At 71.6% G+C, this 20,873-nt stretch carries 18 protein-coding genes; 15 read left to right on the top strand and 3 right to left on the bottom strand.

Annotated features, from left to right (window positions below; all coding sequences use genetic code 11):
* Positions 1-24 precede the first annotated feature (24 nt).
* The 9 genes from NE358_RS14235 (at position 25) to NE358_RS14195 (ending at position 11,407) form a co-directional block, all read left to right on the top strand.
* Positions 25-1,218 (top strand): LacI family DNA-binding transcriptional regulator, encoded by a 1,194-nt coding sequence (locus tag NE358_RS14235; protein WP_181904682.1) that lies wholly within the window; start codon positions 25-27, stop codon positions 1,216-1,218.
* Entirely contained in the window at positions 1,215-2,252 is a 1,038-nt protein-coding gene (locus NE358_RS14230; protein WP_289939582.1) for a hypothetical protein, read from the top strand. Before NE358_RS14235 ends, NE358_RS14230 begins: the two co-directional genes overlap by 4 nt.
* Positions 2,249-3,640, top strand: coding sequence for an FGGY-family carbohydrate kinase (locus NE358_RS14225; RefSeq protein ID WP_289939580.1), 1,392 nt, complete (start codon positions 2,249-2,251; stop codon positions 3,638-3,640). The genes NE358_RS14230 and NE358_RS14225 overlap by 4 nt, the downstream gene beginning before the upstream one ends.
* A 2-nt stretch (positions 3,641-3,642) precedes the next feature.
* Positions 3,643-4,422, top strand: a complete 780-nt coding sequence (locus NE358_RS14220; protein ID WP_103210991.1) for an ATP-binding cassette domain-containing protein — start codon at positions 3,643-3,645, stop codon at positions 4,420-4,422.
* Entirely contained in the window at positions 4,419-5,501 is a 1,083-nt protein-coding gene (locus NE358_RS14215; RefSeq protein ID WP_141378454.1) for an ABC transporter permease, read from the top strand. The genes NE358_RS14220 and NE358_RS14215 overlap by 4 nt, the downstream gene beginning before the upstream one ends.
* Positions 5,502-5,544: 43 nt before the next feature.
* Positions 5,545-6,531: an ABC transporter substrate-binding protein gene (locus NE358_RS14210; RefSeq protein ID WP_289939574.1), complete on the top strand. Its 987-nt coding sequence runs from the start codon at positions 5,545-5,547 to the stop codon at positions 6,529-6,531.
* Between the two features lie 211 nt (positions 6,532-6,742).
* Positions 6,743-7,570: a class II fructose-bisphosphate aldolase gene (locus NE358_RS14205; protein ID WP_289939572.1), complete on the top strand. Its 828-nt coding sequence runs from the start codon at positions 6,743-6,745 to the stop codon at positions 7,568-7,570.
* Positions 7,567-8,556, top strand: a complete 990-nt coding sequence (locus NE358_RS14200) for a 1-phosphofructokinase family hexose kinase (RefSeq protein ID WP_289939570.1) — start codon at positions 7,567-7,569, stop codon at positions 8,554-8,556. Before NE358_RS14205 ends, NE358_RS14200 begins: the two co-directional genes overlap by 4 nt.
* Before the next feature lie 40 nt (positions 8,557-8,596).
* Positions 8,597-11,407 (top strand): FAD-binding and (Fe-S)-binding domain-containing protein, encoded by a 2,811-nt coding sequence (locus NE358_RS14195; RefSeq protein WP_289939568.1) that lies wholly within the window; start codon positions 8,597-8,599, stop codon positions 11,405-11,407.
* Between the two features lie 18 nt (positions 11,408-11,425).
* Here the strand turns inward: NE358_RS14195 and NE358_RS14190 are convergent, their stop codons facing one another.
* A complete protein-coding gene (locus tag NE358_RS14190; RefSeq protein ID WP_103211015.1) occupies positions 11,426-12,229 on the bottom strand; it encodes a carbon-nitrogen hydrolase family protein in 804 nt (267 codons plus the stop codon).
* 45 nt (positions 12,230-12,274) lie between these two features.
* Here NE358_RS14190 and NE358_RS14185 point away from each other — a divergent pair, with 45 nt between their 5' ends.
* Positions 12,275-12,934 carry a GntR family transcriptional regulator gene (locus NE358_RS14185; protein ID WP_103211016.1) on the top strand — a complete coding sequence of 220 codons (660 nt, stop codon included), beginning with the start codon at positions 12,275-12,277 and terminating at the stop codon, positions 12,932-12,934.
* On the opposite strand, the gene NE358_RS14180 is transcribed toward NE358_RS14185, so the two are convergent.
* Positions 12,931-14,292, bottom strand: coding sequence for an MFS transporter (locus NE358_RS14180; RefSeq protein WP_103211017.1), 1,362 nt, complete (start codon positions 14,290-14,292; stop codon positions 12,931-12,933). The genes NE358_RS14185 and NE358_RS14180 overlap by 4 nt on opposite strands.
* 129 nt (positions 14,293-14,421) lie before the next feature.
* Between NE358_RS14180 and NE358_RS14175 the strand changes: the two genes are divergently transcribed.
* Complete coding sequence (locus NE358_RS14175) at positions 14,422-15,111, top strand: DUF2848 domain-containing protein (RefSeq protein ID WP_219728541.1); 690 nt, start codon at positions 14,422-14,424, stop codon at positions 15,109-15,111.
* Between the two features lie 100 nt (positions 15,112-15,211).
* Here the strand turns inward: NE358_RS14175 and NE358_RS14170 are convergent, their stop codons facing one another.
* A complete protein-coding gene (locus NE358_RS14170) occupies positions 15,212-16,432 on the bottom strand; it encodes an HAD-IA family hydrolase (RefSeq protein WP_180993496.1) in 1,221 nt (406 codons plus the stop codon).
* An 83-nt stretch (positions 16,433-16,515) separates the two neighbouring features.
* Between NE358_RS14170 and NE358_RS14165 the strand changes: the two genes are divergently transcribed.
* The 4 genes from NE358_RS14165 to NE358_RS14150 all read left to right on the top strand — a co-directional run bounded on the left by NE358_RS14165 (position 16,516) and on the right by NE358_RS14150 (position 20,865).
* Complete coding sequence (locus NE358_RS14165) at positions 16,516-17,886, top strand: FGGY family carbohydrate kinase (RefSeq protein WP_220340870.1); 1,371 nt, start codon at positions 16,516-16,518, stop codon at positions 17,884-17,886.
* 62 nt (positions 17,887-17,948) lie between these two features.
* Positions 17,949-18,836: a tagatose-bisphosphate aldolase gene (locus NE358_RS14160; RefSeq protein WP_103211027.1), complete on the top strand. Its 888-nt coding sequence runs from the start codon at positions 17,949-17,951 to the stop codon at positions 18,834-18,836.
* 162 nt (positions 18,837-18,998) lie between these two features.
* The gene (locus NE358_RS14155) at positions 18,999-19,970 is read left to right on the top strand and encodes a LacI family DNA-binding transcriptional regulator (protein WP_103211029.1); all 972 of its coding nucleotides are present in this window, start codon (positions 18,999-19,001) and stop codon (positions 19,968-19,970) included.
* Between the two features lie 307 nt (positions 19,971-20,277).
* On the top strand, positions 20,278-20,865 hold the full coding sequence (locus NE358_RS14150) for a helix-turn-helix domain-containing protein (protein WP_146035591.1): 588 nt from the start codon (positions 20,278-20,280) through the stop codon (positions 20,863-20,865).
* The last annotated feature ends 8 nt before the right edge of the window (positions 20,866-20,873 follow it).

The following is a 20,873-nucleotide window of genomic DNA, read 5'->3' as shown; positions in this document are numbered from 1 at the left end:
ATGATGCACGACGAGAGACGGACCGTGAGCGCGGTCACCCAGGCCGCGACGGCCCGGCCGCGCGCTCGGCTCATCGACGTCGCGACGGCGGCGGGCGTCAGCCCCAAGACCGTGTCCCGCGTCATCAACGACGAGGTCGGGGTCCTCCCCGGAACCCGCGACCGCGTGCTGCAGACCGTGCGCGAGCTGGGGTTCGTTCCCGACCGCAGCGCGCGCGAACTCAAGCGTCGCGAGGCCGACACGATCGGCATCCTGATCGATGCGATCAGCGACCCGTTCTTCGCCGCCTTCGTGAGCGTGGTCGAAGAACTGGCGATCGCCGAGGGCCTGAGCGTGATCTTCGCGAGCACGGGCTACGACGCGGGGCGCGAGACGGCGCAGCTCGACCGCCTGACCGGCCATCGCCTCGCGGGTCTGATCGTGGCGCCGGTCGCTGTCCCCGCCGCGGTCCTCGCGGGGCTGCGCAACCGCTGCCCCGTGGTGACGGTCGACCGCGTGCGCTCCGGGATCGACGCGATCGTCATCGACGACTTCGGGGCCGCCGCCGAAGCCACCGCGGCCCTGCTCTCACACGGACACCGCCGCGTCGCCTTCATGGGCGAAGACGTGCCCTACCCCACCGTCAGCGACCGTCTGGCCGGCTACCGCTCGGCTCTCGAAGCGGCGGGAGTGGCGTTCGACCCCGCGCTCGTGGTGACGCACGAGCGTTTCCGCGCGGGAGAAGCGGCCGAGGCCTCGCTCCTGCTGGAGCGCCCCGACGCCCCCACCGCCCTGCTGTGCGCGACGAGCCTCGCCGCGATCGCGACGGTACGGGCGATCCGCGCACGCGGGCTCCGCATGCCCGCGCTCATCTCGTTCGGTGACTTCACGCTCGCCGAGGTGCTCGAACCCGGCATCACCTACGTCGACCACGACCCCCGTCTGCTCGGCGCAGCAGCCTTCCGCCGCCTGCGCCAGCTGGCCGAGCGTCCCGACGACGCCCCGACCCGCACGGTCGTGCCCACGCGCCTCGTGCCTCGCGGTTCGGGCGAGGTGCCCGTCGCGGAATCGGAGAAGCGCAGCGGAATCGGATCCGCGTCGGCATCCGATCCGATTCCGCTGCGTGCGTCCGATTCCGCCGGGGTACTCCCGTCCCCCGCGGCGGCCGCCCTCGTTCAGCCCGCGCCGGCCGGCGACGTCGTCGTCGCGGCCGCAGCCCCGATCGGAGCCCCCTCATGAAGCCCGTCCTGCTGCCCCCCAATCCCGTGCAGCACTTCTACCTCGGCGGCGACCGCATCGCGGCGCTGCGGGGCATCGTGCCCGAGACCGACCGGCAACCCGAGGAGTGGCTCGGCTCGACGGTGTCGCGCTTCGGGTCCGACACCATCGGCCTCGCCGTCACCGACCGGGGCGACGTCCTGCGCGACCTCGTCACGGCCGACCGCGGGGCCTGGGTGGGAGCGCGCGGGGGGCGGGATGCCGCCGATCTCGGCATCCTGGTCAAGCTCCTCGATGCGCGTCAGCGTCTCCCCGTCCACGTGCACCCGGGCCGGGAGTTCGCCGCCGCGCACCTCGACTGCCCGTACGGCAAGACCGAGGCCTGGTACGTGCTCGAGACCGAGGACGACTGCGCCGTGCACGTCGGCTGGAACCAGTCCGTCGACCGCGACGAGCTCGACCGTCGGCGCGACGCGCAGGACAGCGAGTGGATGCTCTCGCGCATGAACCGCGTCGTCGTACGCCCCGGCATGGGCGTGCTCGTGCCCGCCGGAACCGTGCACGCGATCGACGGTGGCATCTTCGTCGCCGAAGTGCAGGAGCCCACCGACTTCTCGATCCTGCTCGAGTGGTCGGTCACGACCTCGACGCGCGAGGAGTCGCACCTCGACCTCGGCTTCGACGCCGTCATGCCCGCGGTCTCGACCGAGAAGCTGGATGCCGAGGCCCTCGGCGCCCTGATCAGCACGGCGGGGACGACCCCGGCGGGGGCGGACTTCCGCTCGCTGCTGCCCGCGATCGCCGACCCGTACTTCCGGTTGTTCGACGCGGCGGGAGAGACCGCGGCCCGCGAGGCCGGTTTCGCGGTGGTGCTGGTGCGCGAGGGCTCCGGTGCGCTGGTATCGGACGCCGGCTCGGTCGAGCTCGAGCGCGGTCAGGTCTACGCCGTTCCCCATGCCTTCGGCGACTGGCGTCTGCTCGGCGAGGCCGAGGTGCTCGTCGCCGCTCCCGGTGCCGGGTGGCCCGGCACCCTCCGTGGAGGTGGCGTTCGATGAGCGACTACGTCGTCGGCGTCGACATGGGCTCGACCAGCACGAAGCTGCTCGTCGCGACCCCCGAGGGGCGACAGGTGCTCGTCGTGAGCCGCCCCTCGCCCTGGACCAACCTCGACCACGGCCGGGCCGAGATGACCGCCGAGCGGGCGATCGCGGTCGTGCGCGAGCTTGCCGCCGAAGCCGACGCCCGGCTCGACGAGGGGTACCGCGTCCTCGCGCTCGCCGTCTCGGGCATGGCGGAGGCGGGGGTGCTGCTCGACGCCGCCGGCACCCCGCTCGCGCCGATCATGGCCTGGTTCGACCCCCGGGGTGCCGCGCAGATCATGGCGACCCCGGAGGAGTTCCGCGCCGAGTTCCCCGGCCGTACCGGGTTGCCGGTGGGGCCGCTGGCATCCATCGCCAAGCTCCTGCACCTGCGCGACAGCGGCATCGCGCTCGCCGGAACGACGTTCCTCAACGTCCCCGAATACGTCGTGCACGCTCTCGGCGGTCCGCGGGTGGCGGAGTACTCGCTCGTGTCGCGTACCGGGCTCATCGACCAGGACGACAGCACGCCGTGGCAGGCCGCTCTCGACGTGCTCGGGGTCGACGCGTCGATCCTCGGGGCGCGCGTGAGCGCGGGCGAGCCGGTGGGCGTGGTGACGGACGAGGCCGTGCCCGCGGGGTTCCGGGGCGCGGCCCTCACGATCGCCGGTCACGACCACCTCGTGTCCGCCGTCGCCGTCGGGGCGACGCACACCGGCCAGCTCTACGACTCGATGGGCACGGCCGAGGCTCTCGTCCGCGTGCTCGACGACACCCTCCCCTTCGCGGCGCGTGAGCGCCTCGCCCACGCCGGAATCAACTGCGTGCGCCACGTCATCCCCGGCAAGTACGTGCTGCTCGCCGGCACCAAGTCGGGCCTGCTCATGCGCCGCGTGCTGCAGCTGCTCGGGATCACGGATGCCACGGGCCGGGCGGTCATCGACGCCGCCGCCCTCGCGCTTCCGGTCGACGGGACGCTCGCCGACGGCGGTCTCTCGGTCTCTGGTGCGCGCAACGACGACGGGGTGCTGAAGATCGTCGCGCAGAGCGACGGGCTCAGCCCCGCCGAGCTGTTCGCGGCATCGCTGCGCCACGGCAACGACATGCTCGCCGAATGCATGGCGGTGATGGACCGCGAGGTCGCCCCGCCGCGCTCGACGGTGCTGACCGGGGGCTGGTCGACCATGGCATCCGTCGTCCGCTCGCGCTCGACGCTGCTGCCCGAGGTCACCGTCTCGACCCACGACGAGGGCACCGCATACGGGGCGGCACTGTTCGCGGCGTTCGCCGTCTCTTCTGCGTCCTTCGAGGTCGTCGCGCAGACGTTCCTCGCATCCTCTCTTCTCACCAACGAAAGGAGCTGACGATGTCGTCAGTCACAACGGCCGTCCCGGTGCTGCAAGCACGCGGTCTCTCGCGTCAGTTCGGTCACGTCCGGGCCCTGAACAACGTGGACTTCGAGGTCTACCCCGGTGAGGTCACCGCTCTCATCGGCGACAACGGCGCCGGCAAATCGACCCTGGTGAAGGCCCTGTCGGGCAATCTCGCGGTCGACGAGGGCGAGATCCTCTTCGACGGCAAGCCCATCGAGATGTCGAACCCGCAGGTGGCGTCGTCGCTCGGGATCGAGACGGTGTACCAGGACCTTGCCCTGGCGCCGCATCTCGACCCGGTGCAGAACATGTACCTGGGCCGCGAGATCCGCCGCCCCGGGATCGCCGGTGCGCTCGGCTTCATGAAGACCAAGGACATGGCGGTCGCCTCGCGGGCCGCGTTCGACGAACTCGGCGCGACCGTGCGATCGCTGTCGTCGCCGGTGGGCGAGATGTCGGGTGGCCAGCGCCAGGCGATCGCGATCGCCCGCGCCGTGCACTGGGCCGGACGCCTCGTCTTCCTCGACGAGCCCACCGCCGCCCTCGGCGTGCGGCAGACGAAGAACGTCCTCGAGACCATCCGACGCGTGCGCGACAAGGGCATCGCCGTCGTGCTGATCTCGCACTCCATGCCCCACGTCATGGAGGTCTGCGACCGCATCCAGGTGCTGCGCCTGGGAACCCGTGTGGCCAACGTCGATGCGAAGAACACCTCCATGGAAGAACTCGTCGGGCTCATGACCGGCGCCGTCACGAAGGACGACTCGAAGTGAGCACCAAGACGCCTCCCACCGAGACGGTGGCCATCGGAACGTTCGAGGAGAACAAGCCCCACTTCTTCCTGGGACTGCTCAAAGCGCAGGCCTTCCAGATCCTGCTCATCCTCATCGTCATCGTGCTGATCTTCAGTGCGCTGGCCCCCGACTCGTTCGCGCAGTGGTCGAACTTCCGCCTCATCATCCAGAACGCCTCGATCCTCGCCGTCCTCGGCGTCGGCATGACGTACATCATCATCACCTCGGGCATCGACCTCTCCATCGGATCGGTGCTGGTGTTCTCGGGCGTCGTCTCCGCGCTCACGATGAGGGCGCTCGGCGGTGAGGGCTGGGGCGTGGCGACCATCGGCATCCTCGTCTCGATCCTGAGCGGTGTGTGCTGGGGACTGCTGAACGGGTTCCTCATCGCGAAGGCGAAGATCCCGCCGCTCATCGTCACGCTCGGCTCGCTCGGTATGGCCCTGGGCCTGGCGCAGATCCTCACCGGCGGCGTCGACATCCGCGACGTGCCCACCGTGCTGACGGTCTCGATCGGGTACGGCAACGTCTTCGGGTCGCTCCCCATCATCAGCGTCATCGCGCTCGTGGTCGTCGTGATCGGCGCGGTCGTGCTGCACTTCACGAAGTTCGGCCTGTACACGTACGCCGTCGGCTCGAGCGAGCTCGCCGCCCGTCGCGTCGGTGTCAAGGTCGACCGTCACCTCATCGCCGTGTACACGCTGTCGGGAGCGCTCGCGGGGCTCGCCGGCATCCTGGCCCTGTCGCAGTTCTCCACCACGGCGATCGCGGGTCAGTCGCAGACCAACCTCAACGTGATCGCGGCCGTCGTCATCGGCGGAACGTCGCTCTTCGGCGGCGTCGGCACGATCTTCGGAACCGTGGTCGGCCTCTTCATCCCGGCCGTGCTGCAGAACGGCTTCGTCATCACCGGCGTGCAGCCCTTCTGGCAGCAGGTCGCCGTCGGCGCCGTGCTCATCACCGCGGTCTACGTCGACCAGGTGCGCCGCACCGCCGCGACCCGCGGCACCACCCAGAGCCTCTGGCGCAAGTTCGTCAGCGGAGGACGCCGCGGCTGAGGCCCGGCATCCGACACCCCACCAAGAGAGAACGGTCATCACAATGCAGTGGAACAACAAGGTTCTCGCGTTCGCCACCCTCGGCGCCGCAGCCACCCTCGTCCTCGCCGGGTGTTCCGGTGGCTCCTCGTCGGGCTCCGCCTCGGGCGGCGACGGCGGGTACAAGATCGCGTTCGTGCAGGGCGTCGCCGGAGATGAGTTCTACATCTCCATGCAGTGCGGCATCCAGTCCGAAGCCGCCAAAGAAGGCGCCACCGTCACCACCCAGGGCCCCGAGAAGTTCGACCCCACCCTCCAAAAGCCCATCGTCGACGCCGTCGTCGCCTCCAAGCCCGACGCGCTGCTCATCGCCCCCACCGACGTCTCCGCGATGCAGGCGCCGATCGCGGCGGCCGAAGCCGCCGGCATCAAGGTCGTTCTCGTCGACACCACCCTCGAAGACCCCTCAGGGGCCGTGTCGCAGATCTCCTCCGACAACGAAGGCGGCGGAGCCGCGGCGTTCGAAGCGATCCAGAAGGCCAACCCGAACGGCGGCAAGGTCCTGGTCGTCTCCACCGACCCGGGTGTCTCCACCACCGACGCCCGCGCCCAGGGCTTCGAAGACGCCGTCAAGAAGGACTCGAAGTTCACCTCCGTCGGTGTTCAGTACTCCCACAACGAGCCGTCGACGGCCGCCGAGATCGTGACCGCGGCGCTGCAGAAGGACCCCGACATCGTCGGTATCTTCGCCGCCAACCTGTTCGCCGCCGAAGGGTCCGCCACCGGCGTCCAGCAGGCCGGCAAGCAGGGCTCCGTCACCATCGTCGGCTTCGACGCCGGCCCCGCGCAGGTGAAGGCCCTCGAAGCCGGCACCGTCCAGGCCCTCGTCGCCCAGGAGCCCGCCACCATCGGCGAAGACGGCGTCAAGCAGGCCATCGCCGCCCTCAAGGGTGAGGCCACCGAAGCCAAGATCCAGACCGGCTTCACCATCCTCACCAAAGACAACATCACCACCGACGGCAAGGACGCGGTCTACAAGTCCTCCTGCTGACCCACCCCGGATGCCGGGGCCTCTCGCGCGACGCGGGGGTCCCGGCATCCACCCTCGTCAGACGTCTCAGGGGGTCAGGGCTCCTCGCCGTCCCCCCCCCCGTTCCGGCCCCTCGTCCCTTCGTGAGCGGCCGACAACGGTCGCCGCGGGATGCCCCCGGCGACAGAAAACGACCCCTCACACGGAGGGGAGACCCGAGAGAGAGACCGCCGTGCCGCTGGCCGACATGCCCGAACTGCTCGCCGCGCACCGTGCGGTCGGGGCCTTCAACTTCATCACCCTCGAGGTCGCCGAGGCCATCGTCGCCGGAGCCGAGGCCGCGGGGTCGGGGGTGATCCTGCAGCTGTCGCAGAACGCGATCGCGTTCCACGGCGGGGTCGGCCCGGCTGCCTCGGCCGCTCTCCGCCTGGCCGAGAACGCGCGTGTCCCCGTCGTCGTGCACCTCGACCACGCGACCGACGAGCCGCTCGTCGACGAGGCCCTGGCCGTCGGCATCCGGTCGGTGATGTTCGACGCCGCTCATCTGACGGATGCCGAGAACCTCGAGCGCACCGCCGCCGTCGCCGCCCGCGTGCACGCCGCCGGTGCCTGGATCGAGGCCGAGCTCGGCGAGATCGGCGGCAAGGGCGCCCACGCGCCGGGCGTGCGTACCGACGTGGCCGAGGCCGTGCGCTTCGTCGAGGCCACCGGCGTCGACGCCCTCGCCGTGGCCGTCGGCAGCGAGCACGCCATGCGCGAGCGCAGCGCCCGGCTCGACGAGGCGCTCATCGCCGAGCTCGCCGCAGCCGTACCCGTCCCCCTCGTCCTGCACGGCTCGAGCGGGGTCGCCGACGCCGGCATCGACGGCGCCGTGCGCGCGGGCATGCGCAAGATCAACATCGGCACGCACCTCAACACCGTGCTGACCGCAGCGGTCCGCGACGAGCTCGAGCGGGACCCGGATGCCATCGATCCCCGCCGCTGGCTCGCCCCGGGGCGTACGGCGGTCGCCGCCGAGGTGCAGCGCCTGCTCGGCGTCGTGACGGGGCGCGACGCGTGAGCGGCATCGTCACCCTCACCGCCGCGGGTGCCATCGACGCCACCTACCGCGTCGGCACCCTGCATCGCGGTGCATTCGCGCGTGCCGACAGTTATACCCGCGAGGTGAGCGGCAAGGGTGTCAACGTCTCGGCCGCCCTCGCCGCGGGGGGAGCCGACACCGCGGCGATCGTCGTGCTCGGTGCCGACGACGTGCGCTTCGCCCGGTGCGGACTCACCGCACCGCTGCTGCGCATCGTCGAGGTGCCCGGGGCGACGCGCGTCAACACGTCGATCATCGACGCCCAGGGGGCCACCACGAAGGTCAACGCTCCCACGCCGCCGCTGGCGCCCGAGGCATGGGCGGCCACGATCGCGGCGCTGCGCGAAGAACTCGCGGATCGCACCGACCCCTGGCTCGTGGTCTCGGGGAGCCTGCCCGAACTGGCCGGCACCGGCACCCTCGTCGACCTGGCCCCCGTCCGCGCACTCGCGCGCGAGCACGGGGCGCGGGTCGCTGTCGATACGAGCGGGGCGGCACTGGACGCTCTCCTTGTCGATCCCGCCGGCATCGACCTGCTCACCCCCAACGCCGAGGAGCTCTCGGCGGCGGTCGGACGCCCCCTCGTCACCCTGGGTGAGGTCGTCGCCGCCGCTCGCGAGATCGTCGCCCGCGGTGTCGGGACGGTTCTCGCGAGCCTCGGTGCCGACGGCCTCATCGCCGTCACGGCCGACCGTGCGGTGTTCGCCCGGGCCGATGCCCCGTTCGTCGCCAACACCGCCGGGGCGGGGGATGCCGCTCTCGCGGGCTTCCTGCTAGGGCTGACGAGCGCGCCCGCCGCCGGCTCCGACGTCCTCGCCCTCGCGGCGGCGTCGGCGGCGGAATGGGGTGCCCATGCCGTGTCGCACACGTCGACCGTCGTCTCGGGACAGCCGGTCGGCATCCGGGCTCTCGTCCACATCGAGCCGGATCTCGCCCGGGTCCTCACCCCGGAAGGTCCCGAGTGATCCCTCCCGCGTTCCGCCCGCACCGTCCGAAGGATCACGCATGACCCTCGCTCCGACCGAGATCGCTCCCGAGATCGCCGCGGCCGTCGCCGATGTCTCGCGCATCCGCACCCGGGCGATCGACCGCGTCGCGTACGCCAACGACGCCTCGCACTATCTGCTGACCCCGGATGCGGTGGTCGTCGCCGCCGACGCGACCGAGGTGGCCGGCATCCTGCGCGGGGCCACGGCATCCCGCACGCCCGTCACCTTCCGCTCCGGCGGGACGAGCCTCTCGGGGCAGTCGTCGGGCAACGGTCTGCTCGTCGACGTGCGGCAGGGCTTCGCGCGCATCGACGTGCTCGACGGCGGCCGCCGGGTGCGGTCGCAGCCCGGGGCGACCGTGCGGCAGGTCAATGCGCGTCTGCTGCGGCACGGCCATCGGCTCGGTCCCGACCCGGCGAGCGAAGCCGCCTGCACCATCGGCGGGGTCGTCGCGAACAACTCCAGCGGCATGGCCTGCGGCACGGTCGAGAACTCGTACCGCACCCTCGAGGGGCTCGTTCTGGTGCTGGCATCCGGGACCCTCGTCGACACGGCCGCCGCCGACGCCGATGCGCTGCTGCGCGACCGTGAACCCGCCCTCGTCGAGGGGCTGATGCGGCTGCGCGAACGCGTGGTGCGCAACGCGGCCAGCGTCGCGCTCATCGAGCGGCAGTTCGCGATGAAGAACACGATGGGTTACGCCCTCAACGCCTTCCTCGACTTCGACACACCCGCGGCGCTGCTCGCGCATCTGGTCGTGGGGTCGGAGGGGACGCTCGCGTTCGTCGCCGAGGCGACCTTCCGCACCGTGCCGATCCGGCCCGCGGTCGCCACCACCCTCGCGGTGTTCCCCACTCTCGACGCGGCGACCCGGTCTCTGCCGGCTCTGGTCTCGACGGGAGCGGCGACGCTGGAGCTGATGGATGCCACGTCTCTGCGCGTCGGACAGCGTCTGGCCGGGACCCCCGCCGCCATCCACGGCTTCGAGGCGACGACGCAGGCGGCACTGCTGGTGGAGTATCACGCCGACGACGTCGACTCCCTGCGCACTCTCGCGGAGGCCGGTTCCCGCGTGCTCGCCGCGGAGCACCTTCTCGACCCCGCCGTCTTCTCTCGCGACCCCGCCCAACGCGCTGCGGCGTGGACCTTCCGCAAGGGGCTCTACGCGTCGGTCGCCGGGGCCCGGCCGAGCGGCACCACGGCCCTGCTCGAAGACGTGGTCGTCCCGGTCGAGCGTCTCGCCGACACCTGCGAGGGGCTCCAGGAGCTCTTCGCCCGCTTCGGCTACGACGACAGCGTCATCTTCGGCCACGCCAAGGACGGCAACATCCACTTCATGCTGACCGACCGCTTCGAGGGGGCCAAGGCCCTGGGGCGTTTCGAGGGCTTCACCGACGCGATGGTCGACCTCGTGCTGGAGGCGGGCGGCAACCTCAAGGCCGAGCACGGTACGGGGCGCGCGATGGCGCCGTACGTGCGCCGGCAGTACGGCGACGAACTCTACGACGTGATGGTGGAGCTCAAGCGTCTGCTCGACCCGAGCGGCATCCTGAACCCGGGCGTCATCATCGACGACGATCCCGGTGCGCACATGCGCCACCTCAAGGCGCCGGTGACGATCGAGCCCGAGGCCGACCGGTGCGTCGAGTGCGGCTACTGCGAGCCGGTGTGCCCGAGCCGCTCCCTCACCCTCACCCCGCGGCAGCGCATCGTCGTGCGGCGCGCCTCGACCGCGGCGCGCGAGCGCGGCGACGGGGGTCTCGTGGCGGAGCTCGAGAAGGACTACGACTACGACGGCGTGCAGACCTGCGCCGTCGACGGCATGTGCCAGACCGCGTGCCCGGTGCTCATCAACACGGGAACCCTCATGAAGCGCTTCCGACGCGAAGACGCGAACCCCGTGCTCGCCGCCGGGTGGTCGGCGGCGGCGACGGGGTGGGGAGTGGTCACGCGGGCGGGGTCGGTGGCGCTGACCGCCGCCGAGAAGGTGCCGATGCCGCTCGTCCGGACAGTGACGGACGCCGCCCGCGCGGTGCTCGGAACCGACACGGTGCCCCGGTATGCGCCGGAGCTGCCCGCGGGTGGGGCGTCGCGGCGGTCGCTGGGGTCGGTGGTCGGTTCCCCCGGCGTCGAGCCCTCGGCGGTGTTCCTGCCGGCGTGTGTGGGGAGCATGTTCGGGCCCTCCGACGGCATCGGGGCCACGGCGGCGTTCACCCGCCTGCTCGAGCGCGCCGGGGTCGCGGCGATCGTGCCCGACGGCATCGACGCCCTGTGCTGCGGCACCCCCTGGTCGTCGAAGGGCTACGCGAAGGGGCACGCGACCATGACCGCCCGGGTGCGGGCAGCGGTGCGCACAGCGTCGCGCGACGGCGCCCTGCCGGTCATCTGCGATGCGTCCAGCTGCACCGAGGGCTTCGCCTCCACCCTCCGTGACGAGGGCGTGCAGGTGATGGATGCCGTGGCCTTCGCGGCATCCACTCTGCTTCCGCGTCTCTCCCCGACGCCGGTGGCGGAGCTGCTGGCGCTGCACCCCACATGCTCGTCGACGCAGCTGGGGATCGACCCGGCGCTACGGGCCATCGGCGCGGCCGTGGCAGCCGAGGTTCGCGTTCCCGACGCGTGGGGCTGCTGCGCCTACGCGGGCGACCGGGGCATGCTGCACCCCGAGCTGACCGAGGCCGCGACCGCCCCGGAGGCGGCGGAGGTGGCCGGGTGGGGAGCCGACGCGCACGCGTCGTGCAACCGCACGTGCGAGCTGGGCATGACGAAGGCGACGGGGGAGTCGTACGTGCACGTGCTGGAGCTGCTGGAACGCGCCACGCGCTGACCCCCACGGGCCCGGTCGTCAGAGGCGGTGGCCGTTGGCGAGGACCGGAAGGGCGGCGCGGACGCGGGGGACCGCGGCCAGGGGGCCGTCGACGTCGACGACGAGGGTTTCCGGCGCATCGCCGAGGCGGACGACGTCGGTCCCGTCTGCGGCGATGACTCCGCTGAAGCCGATGCCGGTCGGAGCGCCCGCGCCGTCGTCGCGGCCGATGGTCAGCGGGTCGGCCTGGCCGACGGCCACCACCACGGTCGTGGTGTCGAGAGCCCGAGCGCGCGTCAGCAGCTCCCAGTGCTCGCGCTTGCCCGGCCCGGAGCCCCACGAGGCCGCGACGAGAACGAGGTCGGCGCCCTCCTCGGCCAGCGCACGGAAGAGCTCGGGGAAGCGCACGTCGTAACACGTGGCCACCCCGATGCGGACGCCGTTCAGGTCGAACGTCACCGGGTGGTCGCCGGGCTCCACGGCATCCGACTCTCGATACCCGAAGGCGTCGTAGAGGTGGATCTTGTCGTAGCTCGCGTCGACGGCACCGGCGACGAGGAGGGTGTTGCGCACGCGTTCGGGGCTCGCCGACGGGGTGAACATGCCGACCACGATCGTCACGCCGGCCTCTCGTGCGATGCGGCGCACACCCTCGGCCCACGGACCGTCGAGAGGCTCGGCGACCCCGCCGAGGTCGGGGCCGGCGAAGCGGCACATGACCGCCTCGGGGAAGACGACGAGCTCGGCGCCGTCGGCGGCCGCTCGTCGGGTCTCGCGGGCGATGATCGAGAGGTTCTCGACGGGGTCGGAACCGGCCACGATCTGGGCCAGAGCGATGCGCATGGGTGTCTCCTTCGTACGGGTCGCCCCGTGTTGTATACATTTTGTATGCCTACAGCCACGTCCCCGTCGGGTCGCGACCGCGCCCTCGAGCATCTTCGCGCCCTGCTCACCGACCCCCAGGTCGAGGGCGGCTTCATCAACGAACAAGATGTCGCCGACGAGGTCGGGGTCTCGCGCACGCCCGTCCGGGAGGCGCTGCTGATTCTCGCGTCGGAGGGGCTGGTGGACCTCGAGCCGCGTCGGGGAGCCCGCGTCGCCGCCTTGACCCCGCGCGAGACGGCCGAGCTGATGGAGATGCGCGGCCTGATCGAGCGCTTCGCCGTCCAGCGTGCGTTCTTCCAGGGCGTTTCGCCGCACGAGGCGCTCGCCGAGATCATGGGTCGTCAGCAGGCCGTCACCGAGGGACTGACGCGTGTGACGTTCGAGCAGGCCCGCGCGTGCATCGAGCTCGACAGGCAGTTCCACCAGGTTCTCGTCGACGCCGCGGGCAATTCGTTCCTCTCCCGCAGCTATGCGGCGCTGCGCGAGCGCCAGGTGCGGGTGGGGATCGCGGCGTTGGGGATCGGACCGTCGCGGTGGGACGCCGTCACGCGCGAGCACGGTGCCATCGTCGATGCCCTGAGGGCGGGAGATCAGGCGGCCGCCGAGAAAGCCATCGACGACCACCTGAGCATCACCCTCCGAACGATCCTGACCGGGTCCTAGGACTCGGCTCCCGCCGATCCCGCGCGCGACGTCGAGAGCACTTCGAGGTACTCCTCGTCTTCGGCGTGCTGCGGGTTGCGGCCGAGCAGCACCCCCACGATGGTCAGCACGGCGGCCACGGCGAGGTAGATCGCCGGGGCGACCCAGCTACCGGTGGCGCTCAACAGAGCGGTGAAGATCACGGGAGCCAGTGCCCCGCCGAAGACACCGGCGATCGTGTAGGCCAGTGACGACCCCGTGTAGCGCAGGCGCGGGCTGAACTGCTCGGTGATGAACGCCGCCTGCGGACCGTACAGGAACGAGTGGATCGCGAGGCCCACGACGACGCCCAGGACGAACAGCGGCATCGAGCCGCCGCCGATCATGAGGAAGAAGACGAAGGGCCAGGCCGCGGCGGCCACCGCCGCGATCCCGTAGAGCAGGCGCCGGTTGACGAGGTCGCTGATCCATCCGGCGAGCGGGATGAGCGCGAGCTGGAAGGCCGACCCGATCAGGGTCGCGGTCAGCACCTGCGAGCGCTCCATGCCGAGTTGGGTGAGGCCGTAGGTCAGCGTGAAGACCGTGAACATCGCGTAGAGGATGTCGGGAGCGAGGCGGCACAGGATCGCGGCCAGCAGCCCGCGGCCCTCGAGCCGGAAGACGTCCTTGACCGGGGCCTCCGGACGGTCGCCCGACTGCTCGATGGCGCGGAAGATCGGGGTGTCCTCGAGCGCGAGGCGGATCCACAGGCCGAACGCGACGAGCAGGGCCGACAGCAGGAAGGCGACGCGCCAGCCCCACGCGAGGAACTGCTCGTCGGTCAGCATCAGCGTCAGGACGGCGAGCACGCCGTTGGCCAGCAGGTTTCCCGCGGGCGGCCCGACCTGCGCGGCGGAGGCCCAGAAGCCGCGGCGTTGGGGCGTGCCGAATTCGCTCGACAGCAGCACGGCTCCACCCCACTCGCCGCCCACGCCCACTCCCTGTGCGAAGCGCAGGAGCACCAGGATGACCGCCGCGAGCGGCCCGACGGCGTCGTATGTCGGGAGGACGCCGATGAGGAAGGTCGCGATGCCGACGAGCAGAAGGGTGATGACCAGCACCTTCTTGCGGCCGATCTTGTCGCCCAGGCGGCCGAACACGATCCCTCCGACCGGGCGGGAGAGGTAACCGACCGCGTAGGTGGAGAAGGCGAGCAGGGCGCCCGTGAGCGGATCGCTCTCGGGGAAGAACAGCACCGGGAACACGACGGCGGCGGCGGCGGAGTAGACGGCGAAGTCGTACCACTCCAGTGCCGTGCCGGTGAGGCTCGCGGTGTACGCCTTGGCGAGCGAGCGCGTGCGCTCCCGGCTGCCCGGCGCGGCGTTTCGGACGTTCGTCATGAGGGTCTCCTCTGGTGTCGGCGCATCGGGTCGCCGCGTTTTCGTTTCCCTCATACTTCCTGTATACAAAACGTATACGCAACCGATGCGGCGAGATTTTTCCGCGTCGTAACAATGGGAAGAGGCGACGTGACCGCTCTGGAATTCGAGATCATCGGCGAGGACACCCTCGTCTCCATCGACGTGCAGCACCTCTACAACGCCGGCTACGCGGGCCGCGATCAGGCCGCCGTGCGTCATCACATCGAGGAACTCGCGGAGTTGGGCGTGCCCGCTCCCACGACGACGCCGTCGCTGTACCCGGTGTCGTCCTACCTCGCCCGGCAGAGCGACAGCGTCGAGGCCCAGCACGAGCGCACCTCGGGAGAGGCCGAGTGGGGCATCGTGATCGCGGGTCCGAACGCCGACGACGTGCTGCTCACGGTCGCGTGCGACCACACCGACCGCGCCCTCGAGGTGCACGGCGTCGCCTGGAGCAAGAACGCCGGCCCCGACATGCTCGGCCGGCGAGCCTGGCGCCTGTCGTCGCTCGGGGGGCGGGTCGACGACCTGCGGCTGCGCGCGTGGGTCGGGCAGGAGCGCACGCTCATCCAGGACGGACGCGTCGGCGACCTCCTCTCGCCGCAGTACTGGCTCGACGTGCTCGCCGATCGCGGGGAGCGCCATGAGGGAGTGGCCCTCATCTCGGGCACCATCCCCATGATCCCCGGCGTCGACCAGTTCGCCGATCGCTGGGAGGTCGAGCTCCTCGACGAGCAGACGGGTGAGTCGGCGACCCTGAGCTACGGCGTCGAGCGCATGCCGGTTCCCATCGGCTGAAGCCGACGGCGCGGAGCGGTCATGCTCCGCGCGGGGAGGGGATCCGGGGAGGGAGGACATTTTCGGGGCGAGCGTCCTCCGTCGTCGGAATCTCCTCCCGTCAGCGGTCGTGCGGGCGCAGTCGCAGTGCTCCGGATGCCGTGACGTCGAGGCGCACGGCATCCAGCCCGTCCACCACGAGGTCGGCGGTCAGCTCCTCTTCGCCGGTCGTCCCGGTCAGGGCCAGCACGGTGCAGCCGGCCGCACGGCCTGCGGCGATGCCGGCGGGCGCGTCTTCGACGACGAGGCAGCGGGCGGGGTCCACGCCGAGACGCCGGGCCGCCGTCAGGAACGGCTCGGGGTGCGGTTTGCCGTTGACGACGTCGTCGACGGTGACGAAGACCGCGGGGCGTTCGAACCCCGCAGCCGACAGGCGCGCGGTCGCGATGGGCACCGAGCCCGAGGTCACGATGGCCCGTCGCTCGGCGGGCACCGAGGCGAAGAACTCCTGTGCGCCGCGGACGGGCGCGAGACCCGCGGCATCCGCCACCTCGAGATCGGTGACGTGCGCGATCGCCTCAGCGCCCCGATCGGCGGGGAGGAGCAGGCTGACCAGCGTGCGCGCGGGCTGGCCGTGGTTGGCGTGCAGTGCCTCCATCGACACCTCGAAGTGCTCGGCGAAGCGTCGCCAGGAGCGGACGACGGATGCCGTGGAGTCCACGAGCGTGCCGTCGAGGTCGAAGAGCACCGCGTCGAAGTCGCGCGCGAAGATCGCGGCGTCGGCATCGACCGGGCGGCGGATGCCCAGTGCGGGCAGCACCCGCGCCAGCTGCTGGGTGGTGGAGAGCTCCGCGTCGACAGTGGTCACGGCGATGGCCGGCGAGATCGGCGGCGTGTCCGGCCGGTGCGCGTCTCGTGATGCTCCGCGGGAGATGCGACGGGATGCCAGGACGGCGGGGTCTCCGTCGACGTGCACGACGTGCGGCTCGGCGGGAGCGAGGGCGGCGCGCAGCGCCTGCCACTCGGAACCGCCGGAGAGCTCCGCGGTGAACGGGGCGACGACCACGACGCGGCCGGTCGTGGACAGGGCGTCGGCGGCCGTCGCGCGCAGGGCGGCATAGCGGCCGGCGCGGATGGCGGAGGCGTGCGGCGAGGTCAGCCAGTGCCCGCCCAGCTCGTCGGCGGGGAGCGCGTCGAGCAGCGGCGTGGTCACGCTGTCGAGGTCGACGAGCGGAGCACGAAGGGTCTCGGCGATCCTCCGTCCGAGCGTGGTCTTGCCGCTTCCCGCGGTTCCGGCGACGACGACGGCGAGCGGATCGGGTATTTGACACGGGGACGGCATACCCCCACCATAGACGTAGCAAGTCACCGGTGTCATGCTTGAAATTCCGGGACTCGAAGAAGTTCCGGAAAGGACGGCCGCTCATGCGAGACACCGGTGACATGGTTTCGGGGCGCGCACGCCTGCACGGCGGGCTCGACCTCGGCAGCACCGCGATCAAGATGCTCGTCATCGACGACGACGGCGCCGAGGTCGCCGGAGCGCAGGTGCCGACGCCGTGGCGCGTGGGCGCGGCGGGAACGACCGATATCGTCGCCGACGACCTGCTCCGCGCGATCCGTGCGCTGGTCGACCTCGTCGATGCCGAACTCGCACCCCGCACCACCGCCCCGCTGACCTCGCTCGCCGTCGCGGGCATGGGCGAGACCGGCATGCTCATCGGTGCCGACGGCGCCGCCGTGGCTCCCGGTTTCGCGTGGTTCGATCCCCGCGGCCTCGATCAGATCGCCGCCTTCCCCGCCGCGGTCCGCGAGGAGTTCGCCGGGCGCACCGGCCTTCCTCTCGGGGCGCAGGTGAGCGTCGCGAAGCTCGCCTGGCTCCGCGACCAGGGCACCGACCTCGCCGGCCTCCGATGGCTCGACCTGCCGGAGTTCGTCGTCGCGGCCCTCGGAGGCGACATCGCCCTCGAACTCTCCCTCGCCTCGCGCACCGGCCTCATCGACCAGGACTCCGGCGCCGCCTGGCCCGCGATGCTCGACGCGCTGGGCGTCACCGACGACCTCTTGCCACCGCTGCGCGGGGGCGGACTGCCCTGGGGCACGGCATCCGGTGCCTTCGGTCCCCGTGTCGACGGCGCCGCCCTCACCGTGGCCGGCCACGATCACCTCGTCGCCGCTCAAGCCAACGGGACCCTGGATGCCGCCGGCTACCACGTGTCGCTGGGCACCGCCGAGGTGCTGCTGCGCGTGCTCGACGCACCCCTCGGGTTCGCGGCGCGACAGCGCCTCGCCGACGCGCTCATCAACGAGGTGCGCCACGTCGTTCCCGGCCAGCACGTGCTCGTCGCCGGGGTGAAGACCGGGCTGCTGCTGCGCCGCGCGCTGCACGCGGCGGGGATCACCGACCGCGCCGGTCGAGATGCGCTCGACGACGCGGTGATGGCTCTGCCGTTCGAGGGAGAGCTGCCGGCGGGGGCCATCGAGGTGACCGGTGCCCGCAACGACGACGGCGTGCTGCGCCTGGCCCTTCACGCCGAGGCGTCGCCCGCCGAGATCTTCGGTGCTGCGCTGCGGCACAGCAACGACGAGATCGCGGCGCTCATCGCCGCGATGGACCGCGAGGTCGCCCCGGCCACCCATGCGACCCTCACCGGCGGCTGGGCGGGCATGGCCTCCGTCCGACGCGCCCGCGCCGAGGTGCTTCCGAATCCGTCCCTGTCCACCCGCGAGCAGGACGTCGCATGGGGGGCCGCCGACAGGGCGCGGCGCCTCGTCTCGGCATCCGTCCCCTCCTGACTTCCGCACTCGCCGCGCCCGTCCCGATCGGACGCGCGAACAGACCCCAGAGAAGAGAGATCATGAACGAACTCACCACGCTCGAGCGCCGCGCGCTCCAATCGATCAGCACCCCCGGCGGCCACATGCTCATCGTCGCCGCCGACCAGCGCAACGGCATGAAGGCGGCCATCAAAGACGCGCCGGGCGGCTCCGACGCCATCACGCGCGAGGAGCTCGCCGAGGTGAAGGCCGACCTCGTGCGCCACCTCGCCAACCACGCTCCCGCGATCCTGCTCGACCCCGAGGTCGCGCTTCCCCAGATCGTCGACGACGGCGTGCTCGACCGCGAGACCGGTCTCGTCGTGGGTCTCGATGCCTCGGGCTTCGAGACCGTCGACGGCCTGAAGTACACGCGCTTCGTACCGGGGGTGACCCCCCGCACCGTCCGCGACATGGGCGGGACCGTGGCGAAGATGCTCTACTACACGCGCCCCGACAGGCAGGATGCCGACTCCCGCGTCGCGCAGGAGATCCGCGACCTCGTGCAGGCGTGCGAGGACGAGGGCCTGCTGCTCATCGTCGAACTGCTGACCTACCAGCTCGAGGGCGAGAGTGACGAGGAGTACAAGGCCGCCTTCGCCGACCTCGTCGTCGACGGCGCCGCGCTCGCGGTGGCGTGCGGCGCGAAGATCCTCAAGCTCCAGTACCCGGGGTCGGCGGAGGCGAGCGCCCGGGTGACCGAGGTCGCCCAGGGTGTGCCGTGGGCCGTGCTGTCGGCCGGCGTCGATCACGAGACCTTCATCGAGCAGGTGCGCACGGCGGTCGCGAACGGCGCCTCGGGCGCGATGGCCGGTCGGTCGCTGTGGAAGGACAGCCTGTCGATCGACGCCGGTCGCCGTGAGGAGCTGCTCTCGGGGCGCGCCCTGCCGCGCCTGCGTGAGCTCGCCGACGCCGTCGACGGTCGCTGACATGACCACGCCCGCCCGAGACGGGGCGCGCTCACCGCGGGTGCATGCGGGGGAGCGTCGTCGAGGTCCCGGGCGGGCGGGTTCGACCCGCCGCCGGATAGGGTGGCCTGTCGGAGCAGCTCCCCGCCCGAACCCCTACCCCGGAGGTGCCTCGTGACCACGATGCGCGATGTCGCCCTGCGCGCCGGGGTGAGCACCAAGACCGTGTCGCGCGTGTTCAACGACGACCCGCACGTGCTGCCCGACACCCGCGCCCTCGTCGAGGCCGCGATGCGGGAGCTCAATTACGTTCCGAACGCCCTGGCGACCACCTTCCGCGCGGGTCGCGCCTCGGTCATCGGGGTGGCCGTTCCCGACGTGGTCGACCCGTTCTTCGCTGCGATCGCGCGCTCCGTCGAGGACACCGCCCGCCGCCGGGGACTCTCCACCCTCGTCACCAGCCTGGGCGAGGACCCCGCCGACGAGCGGCCCGCGCTCGAGTCGCTCCTCGGACGCCAGCTCACCGGTCTCGTGATCGCTCCGGTCGGCACCGACCACTCGTGGCTCGAGCGCTGGCGCGGACACACGCCGATCGTCTTCGTCGACCGTGCTCCGGTGGGCCTGCTCACCGACACGTTCACCGAGAACGACGAGGCCGGGGCGCACCTCGCCACGTCTCACCTGCTCTCGCACGGGCATCGCCGCATCGCCTACCTCGGCGACATGGTGCACCTCTCGACCGAGACGAAGCGCGTCGAGGGCTGGCGCCGGGCGCTGCGCGAAGCGGGGGTCGACGTGGATGAAGACCTGATCGCCTCGCAGGTGTCGGACCGCGCGTCCGCGGCATCCGCCCTCGAACGCCTGCGCGCGCTCGCCGATCCGCCCACCGCCGTCTTCTCGGCCAACGCCCGCTCCTCGATGGCGCTGGCGCACGTGCTGCGCGGGCAGTCCCTGCCGTTCGTCGGCTTCGGAGACTTCCCGATGGCCGACACCCTGACCCCCTCGGTCACGGTGGTCGACCAGGACCCGCGCCGCATCGGAGCGCTCGCGGCCGAGCGGGTGTTCGCGCGCCTGCAGCCCGACGCCGGTCTCGGTCTCGACGAGCTGACGGTGATCGACGTCTCACTCGTCGAGCGGGAGTCCTGCGGCCTCTGAGGCGTTCCACCCGGGTCGGGCGTCGATTTCCGGTCCGGGAAGCGAACGGGCGCGGCACCCCCCAATGGTGCCGCGCCCGTCGCCGACGGATCGGGAAGCCTCTCCCGATCGCTCGCGCGCGAGGGGTTCCCCCACGGACCCCCCGCTCGCGGTCTTCCTCCATCCAAGCACAGCCCCTCGTAAATAGCACCCGAGGTCAGGCCGTAAATACGGTCGTCCGGCGGTGGTCGAGGGCGTCTACGATCGAAACGTGGGTCGCGGCGCTGTCGGACCACCCTCGCGGTACTCCCGCCGAGTGGTGGCGAATGTGGACCGCCTCCGCCAGGCGAAAGGCCTGACGGTGGGCGAGCTCCTCAGCCGCGCCGGAATGACGAAGAGCTACTACCAGTCGCGGGCCGGCTTCTCGCTGCCCTACAACACCAACGACATCGAGGCGCTGGCCGCCGCTCTCGGGGTGTCCCCCGAAGAGGTCGCGAATCCCGAGTCGGCCCCTCGGATCGAGATGCGGGTTCCCGCCTCCCCGCTCGCCGAACGGGTCCGCCGGCTCGTCGACAGCCAGGCGGTCAGCGAGAGCGACCTCATGGACCACCTCGACGAGGTCGACCCGGCGGCTGCCGAGAGCGCCCGCGCTCTGCTGGCCGCCGTCACCAACACGGTCGTGCTCGACGAAGAGGTCCTCCGCCTGATCACCCAGTGGGCCGACGTCCCCACCGAGTACCTCACCGACTACACCGACGACGCCGTCACCGACCGCACCGAGGCCGAACTCGAGCTGCGCGACGCCATGCGCGAAGCGGGGGCCAGCAGCATCCAGTTCCGCGCCCTGGGGGAGATGTCGCCCGACGCCCTCCGGGCGATCGCCCGGTCGTTGCGAAGCAGGCCGCCCGCGACATGATCAGCCGT

It is taken from the genome of Sphingomonas sp. G5 (genome assembly GCF_052660795.1).
The sequence above is the reverse complement of the archived record's forward strand: the minus strand, read 5'-3'. Positions and strand labels throughout refer to the sequence as shown.